Origin of the sequence: Chamaesiphon sp. VAR_48_metabat_135_sub (genome assembly GCF_031418915.1) — a bacterium.
Lineage (GTDB): Bacteria > Cyanobacteriota > Cyanobacteriia > Cyanobacteriales > Chamaesiphonaceae > Chamaesiphon.
The window spans coordinates 1-8,219 of record NZ_JANOJV010000058.1; the positions used below are offsets into that span (position 1 = coordinate 1).

Here is an 8,219-nt window from a genome sequence, read left to right on the forward strand (position 1 = left end):
GGTGTGGGGGTGTGGGGGTATGGGGGGTGTGGGGGTGTGGGGGTGTGGGGTGTGTGGGGTGTGGGGTGTGGGGTGTGTTTACTACTCCGTCACTCCCTTACTCCGTTACTCCGTTACTCCGTCACTCCCTTACGCCCTTACGCCCTTACTCCCCGACGAAAGATAACAAGGGACGAAAACCATGTTTGAGAGAGGCTTGACCGATGCGATCCATTTTCTCGATCGTAATCTGATTGCGTCCCCAGGAGAAGTTAGTATGCAATTTCTCAAACTCGAGGATCATGGCTTCGGCGAAACAGGCAAAAAGCTGACGGGCGGGGGTATCCATTGCCACGATGCCCATGATTTTCCAGTCAATATCGAGGGAATGCTCGACAATGCCGCCATTCATCACATATACGCCAGGAGCTTGAATTTTAGTTCCCAAATTTTTGGGATAGCCCCCATCAATCAGCAAACAAGGCTGTTTGAGTTGAGTCGCATCAATTTCTACACCCTTGGGCATACTTGCCACCCAGACGACGATATCCGCTTGGGGTAATGCTTGTTCCAAGCTCATGATTTTGCCACGCCCTAGCTCTGATTGGAGCTGTTGGAGCCGCTCTTGGTTGCGGGCTACTAATAGTAAATCGGCAACATTCATCCGTTCGTCGATCCACCGACAAACGGCACTCCCAATATCCCCTGTTGCACCAACGACGGCGACAGTAGCTTTGCTCAAATCGATATCTAGTTTGGCTGCACCCTCTTCTACTTGCCGACAGATAATGTAAGCTGTGTGGGTGTTGCCCGTTGTAAACTTATCGAAATCCAATTCGACGTTGCGGACTTGTTTATTTTGCTGGAGATCGAATTCTTCAAAAATAATCGAGGAGAATCCACCTAGTGCAGTGATATTGATGCCCTGTTTCTGGGCATGTGCCATTGCATTGAGAATTTTGCGAATCGCTGCTTTGATCCTTCTGGTTGCCAACATTTCGGGCAAAAAGCAAGACTCGACGTAGTAGCCTTCAATCTGTTGTCCGGTAATACTTGTGACCTTGATGTGGTCTACTGTCTGTGGTGGGGCACTGCACCAAAAATCCAGCCCTTGGTCGGCATATTCTGGAAAGCCTAAGTCTTTAGCGACGGCTTGGGCATGTTCTAAGCTGGTGAGGTGACCGATAAGACCAAACATGAAGATTTTACGAGTTGTGCCTGTCGTTGGCAGAGCCTCCGCCTTGCGGAATCGGAAGTTTAGGATCGTCAAACGACAGGAATATTTAAACCGATCCTTTTACACAATAGTACAAAATAGGGACGAGGGGATCGCTTATTGAATGTAAGTTGATAGTTTCCTTCTGGGGTACGGGAGTACGAGAGTGACGGAGTGACGGAGTAATCAACACCACACCCCAACGCCCCAACGCCCCCACACCCCCACATCCCCACACCCCAACACCCCCACACACCGATGCGTCTTCGTCAATTCAACTGGACACCCTATCTCTTCCTCGCACCCGCACTACTATTGCTGGCTGTAACGGTATTTTTACCAGCATTACAGGCTTTTTATCTGAGCTTTACCAATTATGACCCGATCGCGGGTACGGCAAATTGGCAGGGATGGACTAATTTCGATCGATTGTTTAAGGATGAGGTATTTTGGCAGACGCTGAGAAATACGGTGGTTTATCTGTGTGGAGTAGTGCCGATTCTGGTCTTTGCACCATTGCTACTCGCCATTCTAGTCAACCAAAAGCTGAAAGGAATGAGTTTCTTTCGGGCGGCTTATTATGTACCTGTGATTATTTCGATGGTGGTGGCGGGAATTGCCTGGAAGTTTATTTATGCTGAAAATGGTTTGCTCAATCAATTATTGAAAGTTGTGGGGATTCCCGCGATTCCCTGGCTGACTAGTCCTGGTTTAGCTTTATTTAGCGTGATGGTGGTGACAATTTGGAAGGGATTGGGTTACTACATGACCATTTATTTAGCTGGGCTGCAATCGATTCCAGCGGACTTATATGAAGCTGCGGCGATCGATGGTTCGGATAGTTATACTAAGCATTGGGATATTACGATTCCGCTGATGCGGCCCTATATGTTACTTGTTGCGGTGATTTCGGCGATCGCGGCGACAAAAATCTTTGAAGAAGTCTATGTGATGACTCAAGGCGGGCCGAGAAATAGTTCTAAAACTGTGGTTTATTATTTATATCAACAAGGTTTCGGTTCGAGTAATCCCGATCTCAGTTATGCTTGTACGATCGGTTTAATTTTATTCCTAATTGTATTTACCCTATCGCTCCTAAACCTCAAACTTTCTCAAAATAATGTTAATGTACCCTGAGAGGATATTTACACGGAACCGTGAATGCTCGTTATATAATTGTGGCGAAATTGACTATCAAACTGCTTGGATTTGGCAAAAATCGCTACAGAAGGAACGAATTGACGATCCAGATCGATCGGATGCCCTAGTCATTCTCGAGCATTCACCTGTGTACACGCTCGGTACTGGATCTAGCTTAGAGTTCCTAAAATTCGACCATTTGCAAACTGAATATGAATTGTATCGAGTCGAACGTGGTGGCGAAGTGACTTATCATTGTCCTGGGCAAATAGTTGTTTATCCGATTCTCAATCTCCGCCACTATCAACAAGATTTACACTGGTATTTACGGCAATTAGAAGAAGTTATCATCCAAGTTTTAGCATTGTCCGATCTCCAGGGAGAACGGATCGACGGTTTAACGGGTGTCTGGATCGAAGGTCGAAAAGTTGCCGCGATCGGTATTAAAGTCAGTAAATGGATTACCATGCATGGTTTTGCACTGAATGTATGTCCAGATTTGAGTGGGTTCGATCGAATCGTGCCATGCGGAATTGCCGATCGATCTGTTGGCAGTCTGGCTGAGTTTATTCCTGATATTAATCCCGATCTAGTGCGTCAGCAAATCATCAAAGTTTTTAGCGAAATCTTTCAGGTTGAGATATTAGATATTCAGTAATTAGCGTTGATATAGCCTTTTTCTTGGCATAAATTGAGATGAAGATCTGTTGCTGTCCGTAGCAGGTTTACCGCGCACCAAAATTCTGTAGACGATCTAAACTTCGATCTGTTGAATAACGAACGGAAAACCCGTCGATTGAGTCGTCGTGTTGTTCGATTAGAACGCAAAGACCTTAACGATTAAACGTCTTTGTTACCAGCAATTTGACCTGCCGAAAATACTTTTGGGTACCGATCGATTGTAGTTAGGAAATTATTTTCGTACCACTAATGACCAATTGTGGTGTAAGTCGATCGAGAATTTGCTTCAGTACCATTGCAGACCAGTCGATATCGGCCGCTGTGGTGCTCTTCCCGAGAGTAAGGCGAATTCCGCCCACTGCATCAACTTTGCTGTAGCCCATCGCTAATAGAATTGGGCTGGGAGTAAGTTTGCCACTGGCACAAGCTGCGCCAGAACTGATGCCGATACCAGCGAGGTTGAGTTGTCGGACGATCGTTTTACCAGTGATGGGTTCTTGTCGATCTGCGCTCGGGATCTGGAGACAGAAGCTGAGGTGATGGGGAAGGCGGTGAATTAGATCTCCAGTGGGCATTAATGTGGGACAATCGGCGAGTAGCTCGAATAGTCGATCGCGTAACCCGATTAATCTCAGATTTTCTGATGCTAATTCTTCACTCGCTAATTCTGCCGCTACGCCAAATCCAGCGATTTGCGGTACGGCTTGAGTGCCAGATCTCCAGCCCATTTCTTGTCCGCCACCAGCCAATAGTGGGATAATTTCTAAGCCTGGGCGAATGTATAGTGCGCCTGTACCCTGAGGACCATAAAGTTTGTGACTGGAAATCGAGAGCAGATCGATCCCTAATTTTTGGACATCGATCGAGATTCTGCCAGCAGCTTGAACGGCATCAGTATGGAAGTAAACTTGGTACTGACGACAAATAGCGGCTAATTCGGCGATCGGTTGGACGGTGCCTACTTCACTCTGAGCATAGACGATCGATACCAGCACTGTATTGGGACGAATAGCTGTTGCGAGATCTTCAGGTTTTATGCTTCCGGATCGATCGCAAGCTAATCTAGTTACTTGCCATCCTCTAGTTTCTAACCATTGAACTGGCGCACTAATCGAGGAATGTTCGACGCTCGAAATAATTAAATGTTGGGGGGTGGTGTATAAATTTGCTACCCCCATAATTGCTTGATTATTAGCTTCGGTACCACCAGACGTAAAAGAGATCGCGTCAGGGTTGGCATTAATTAATGCTGCTACTTGAAATCTCGCTTGTTCGATCGAGGTTGAAGCTCGTTCGCCCCATTGATGGATACTCGAAGGATTTCCCCATTCTGACGCAAGCACTCGATGCATAGCAGCGATCGCTTCAGAGCGAGTTGGCGTTGTCGCACTATGATCTAGATAAATCTGCATAAATTTGTGAGGAGGAGCGGGGAGCGCGAGCTACTGTTTTATCTCTCTTGTCTTGGAAGGGTGCTCTACTTGCCTGTAACATTGTATGGGTCGGATGGGTTCCCGATCCGCGACCCATAGCCAAGCAGCGGCGCACTTTGGACGAGTTCCCACTGATCGAGTCACCCTAAACGATGTCCATAGATGCGCGTCAAGACAAGGTAGGGGAAACAGCAAGACCATTGGGCGGGGAACCCGCCCAGCAGCACGTTCTGCTCCATCGCCTTAGAGACAAAGACGGGAAAGATCCGCTTCTTGAAGAAGTCGGGGATGTGTCTTCTAGCTTCTCGATCTGCGAAGTTCAGTATTTAACATTTGCAGTATACGTTATCTAGCTGCCTGGTTTACAAATGTTATAATCTTCATGTGACAGTACTTCTTTTGGTTGGAGAATGCCATCTCGCTCGAAGCACAACATTCGATAATTGCGAGTGACGGGAATGCTAATTACTAGTCGATTGTGACGCAGCCTTTTCCCACCAAACTCTCGATAGTTGCGACGATCTTGTAAGCCAACGATAATATTTCTAGCTTTTAGAACCACATGAGATGGTAAGCTTTTGAGGTCGATCGGATCGAAGGCAAAACTATCATGCCAACTCCGTTTTTTCTCTTTCTTTTCATTTACATCTACCTCCTCTTGAAGGCAACGGTGACAGATCTGGCCGTAGCCCTTATGACCGCATTGAAAACTTTTTCTGTGTCTGCTCATAAAATATACCTCGATAGTTAATGTAGTTGGTAAAAATGGTAAGTAAGCAGTTATAAATTAGCTGCATAGAAATTTGAACAGTGAAATCGATACTGCCAATCTCGCTTGGTGAAGAACTCGATCGAGTTTTTCTGCCAGCAAGCACTATTATCGATTCTGCTAGTAGATTAACACTAACTATCTAGGTGATGTCAACCCATCATTGTTGACAAAGCCTATTAGCAAGATAAACTTCAATTCTAGAAGTCGATCGCCGGATAGACTGTGATTTCAGACAATATTTAGGTGATAAATGATACAATTGAACGGGTAAGGCTCAATTGTTAACAGTGCCCAAAATCATTGACGATTAGTAGTAACAAGCTATTAGTTCATAATATCATGCATAGTTTTGGGGTTTCCCTGTGAAATTTCGACGTTTTAGCGGTGCCTTTGGCACATCGCACTCCTCTCTGTTATTTATTTTAGCTCTTGGCAGCATCGGTGTTGCTATTTTTTGTGGATATTGGTTGTGGCTGCAGTTTCAGTCCAGAACTCAGGCACAATTACCATCTTTACCACAAGATGAGTCGGTACAAGTCTATTTTAACCACGATCGATCGGTAAACTTTACAGAACCTTATCGACAAAAAACTAGACAAGGTACGGATTTGGCGGCGAAGTTAATCGCTCGAATCGACTCTGCACAATCGCAAATTGATGTAGCAGTACAAGAGTTTCAACTACCGAATATCGCTCGAGCTTTAGCCACTAAGTCACAGGCTGGAATCAAGGTGCGGGTGATTTTGGAGCATAATTATAGTCGTCCGTTGAGTGAATTAACAGCAGCCGAAACCGATAAGTTCACACCACGGGAGCAGGATCGTTATCAACAATTTCAACAGTTAGTAGATATCGATCGCAACGGCATTCTCAGTCAGGTGGAGATTAACCAACGCGATGCTCTAGTTATCCTCCGCAATGCCAGAATTTCAATCCTGGATGATACTGCGGATGGCTCCAAAGGAAGTGGATTGATGCACCATAAATTTATGGTGGTGGATGGACATCAAGTAATTGTGACTTCGGCAAATTGGACTATGAGTGATGTATATGGCGATATCGATCGTCCAGATAGCGAAGGAAATCAGAATAATCTCGTACAGATCGATAGTAGCGAATTAGCCGCAGCCTTCACTACTGAGTTTAACCTGATGTGGGGCGATGGCACCGCAGGCAACCCCAACAGCCAATTTAAGGCGCGGAAACCAGCACGTCCACTCATTGAAGTATCTGTCGGAAAAACGCTGATCCTGGTGCAATTTTCCCCAACTTCCCAGCAGCAGACGTGGGAAAATACGAGTAACGGCTCGATCGGTAAGTTACTTAGTACCAGTCAACAGCAAGTAGATTTGGCTTTATTTGTCTTTTCTGAACATGCTTTGGGCAATATTTTACAAATCCAATCTCAGCGAGGGATTAAGGTGCGGGGAATCGTCGATCGACAGTTTGCTTATCGCGATTATAGTTCGGCTTTAACGCTGATGGGGATAGATCCCAACAATCTTTGTCAGGCTGCTGGAACTAATCTACAGTCGTTGGATACAATTGGAGTGCCGACTTTACCTACTGGAGATTTACTCCATCATAAGTTTGCGATAATCGATCGACGAACGGTGATTACTGGCTCGCATAATTGGTCGAATGCCGCCAATTATCATAATGATGAGACACTATTAATCATTCAGGACAATCCGACTGTTGCCGCACATTTCGATCGAGAGTTTGGCAGGCTGTACGAACATGCCGTTGTCGGCATCCCCGCACGTTTAAAAAATAAACGGTGTTAGGTGTTAGGTTTTGGGTATTAGGTGTTAGGTATTAGGTATTAGGTATTAGGTGTTAGGTATTAGGTATTAGGTGTTAGGTATTAGGTATTAGGTGTTAGGTGTTAGGTGTTAGGTGTTAGGTGTTAGGTGTTAGGTGTTAGAAAAATCTTAGATAGGGTCGAACAGAATGAACACAACATAAAAAATGAAGTTTAATTTTCATCCACATTAATAGGTTAATTATTGTTAGAGTAAATTTCAATGATATTCTAAAACTTAAAATCTAAATTAGATGCACTTAATTATGTTTGACTTGGACGGCACTTTAGTCGATAGTACGACTATCGACTCGGATTGCTATTTACAAGCATTAGTTGATGTGTTTGGATTCGATCTCGATCGGATCGATCGAAATTGGAGTAATTATCCCCACATTACAGATGCAGGTATTTTACAAACTCTTTGTCAAACAGAATTAGGGCGCGATCCAAATGTTGCTGAAATTAGTTATTATCAACAACGTTTCTTAGAACTATTAACAATTACCGTCAGCAAACAACCATTGCAACCAATTTTTGGAGCCAAAGAAATTTTAGATAGGTTAAATGCTGAACCTAATTATGCGATCGCCTTAGCAACTGGGGCTTGGGAACAAACAGCACAGTTTAAACTTCAACAAACTGGGTTAGATAAAATAATTGTACCAATGGCTTGCTCCGATGATGCTCGTGCGCGGACAGATATCATGAAATGTGCTTATCAAAGATCGATCGAATTTTACCAGCAATCGCAATTTGAAACAGTCACATATGTGGGCGATGGTGTCTGGGATGGTGTTGCCTCAAAGCATTTAGATTATCATTTTGTGGGAATTGGTACTGGGAAGCGAGTGGTGGATCTACTTGCAACTGGTGCAAAATGTGTTTTTCCTCACTACCAAAATCTAGTTGAAATTATGTCTATTCTGCCACGATAAAAATGCTCGATCGACAGATATTTTATAATTCTTATCGATACTAAATTAGACCCGAATTGGAGGTCAAATGCTCTTAGCTCAAGTCTCAATCTGGACGAGTCCAGTTATGCAAGTTATTGCCGAAGATATCGGTCGAATTGCCTGGAATAGTTTTCTCGCATTAGTACCACTAACTCTAAGTTTTTTTCTGTTTAATAAACCTCGATCGAGACTATTTTGCTGGAGTACTTATGTCTTGCTAGGTCTTAGTTTTGTC

8 protein-coding genes and 1 pseudogene are annotated in these 8,219 nt (G+C 44.4%); 6 read left to right on the forward strand and 3 right to left on the reverse strand.

The window, feature by feature from the left end; translation table 11 throughout:
- Window positions 1-145: 145 nt before the first annotated feature.
- On the reverse strand, window positions 146-1,177 hold the full coding sequence (locus tag RMO55_RS04385; RefSeq protein ID WP_310424110.1) for a long-chain acyl-[acyl-carrier-protein] reductase: 1,032 nt from the start codon (window positions 1,175-1,177) through the stop codon (window positions 146-148).
- 276 nt (window positions 1,178-1,453) lie between these two features.
- On the opposite strand from RMO55_RS04385, the gene RMO55_RS04390 reads away from it, so the two are divergent.
- Both RMO55_RS04390 and lipB read left to right on the forward strand, forming a co-directional pair.
- Window positions 1,454-2,332: a sugar ABC transporter permease gene (locus RMO55_RS04390; protein WP_310424113.1), complete on the forward strand. Its 879-nt coding sequence runs from the start codon at window positions 1,454-1,456 to the stop codon at window positions 2,330-2,332.
- Entirely contained in the window at window positions 2,316-2,993 is a 678-nt protein-coding gene (gene lipB, locus RMO55_RS04395) for a lipoyl(octanoyl) transferase LipB (RefSeq protein WP_310424116.1), read from the forward strand. The genes RMO55_RS04390 and lipB overlap by 17 nt, the downstream gene beginning before the upstream one ends.
- Window positions 2,994-3,240: 247 nt before the next feature.
- Here lipB and RMO55_RS04400 read toward each other — a convergent pair whose 3' ends face one another.
- Window positions 3,241-4,428 (reverse strand): cysteine desulfurase family protein, encoded by a 1,188-nt coding sequence (locus tag RMO55_RS04400; protein ID WP_310424119.1) that lies wholly within the window; start codon window positions 4,426-4,428, stop codon window positions 3,241-3,243.
- 173 nt (window positions 4,429-4,601) lie between these two features.
- On the opposite strand from RMO55_RS04400, the gene RMO55_RS04405 reads away from it, so the two are divergent.
- Entirely contained in the window at window positions 4,602-4,802 is a 201-nt protein-coding gene (locus tag RMO55_RS04405) for a hypothetical protein (protein WP_310424122.1), read from the forward strand.
- Here the strand turns inward: RMO55_RS04405 and RMO55_RS04410 are convergent.
- On the reverse strand, window positions 4,799-5,179 hold the full coding sequence (locus tag RMO55_RS04410) for a hypothetical protein (RefSeq protein WP_310424124.1): 381 nt from the start codon (window positions 5,177-5,179) through the stop codon (window positions 4,799-4,801). The genes RMO55_RS04405 and RMO55_RS04410 overlap by 4 nt on opposite strands.
- Before the next feature lie 404 nt (window positions 5,180-5,583).
- On the opposite strand from RMO55_RS04410, the gene RMO55_RS04415 reads away from it, so the two are divergent.
- From RMO55_RS04415 to RMO55_RS04425, 3 genes and pseudogenes are all read left to right on the forward strand, one after another.
- Window positions 5,584-7,008: a phospholipase D-like domain-containing protein gene (locus RMO55_RS04415; protein ID WP_310424127.1), complete on the forward strand. Its 1,425-nt coding sequence runs from the start codon at window positions 5,584-5,586 to the stop codon at window positions 7,006-7,008.
- A 271-nt stretch (window positions 7,009-7,279) separates the two neighbouring features.
- The gene (locus tag RMO55_RS04420) at window positions 7,280-7,963 is read left to right on the forward strand and encodes an HAD family hydrolase (RefSeq protein WP_310424130.1); all 684 of its coding nucleotides are present in this window, start codon (window positions 7,280-7,282) and stop codon (window positions 7,961-7,963) included.
- A gap of 67 nt (window positions 7,964-8,030) precedes the next feature.
- Window positions 8,031-8,219 (forward strand): annotated as a pseudogene (locus RMO55_RS04425) (DUF1361 domain-containing protein); the annotation flags it as partial.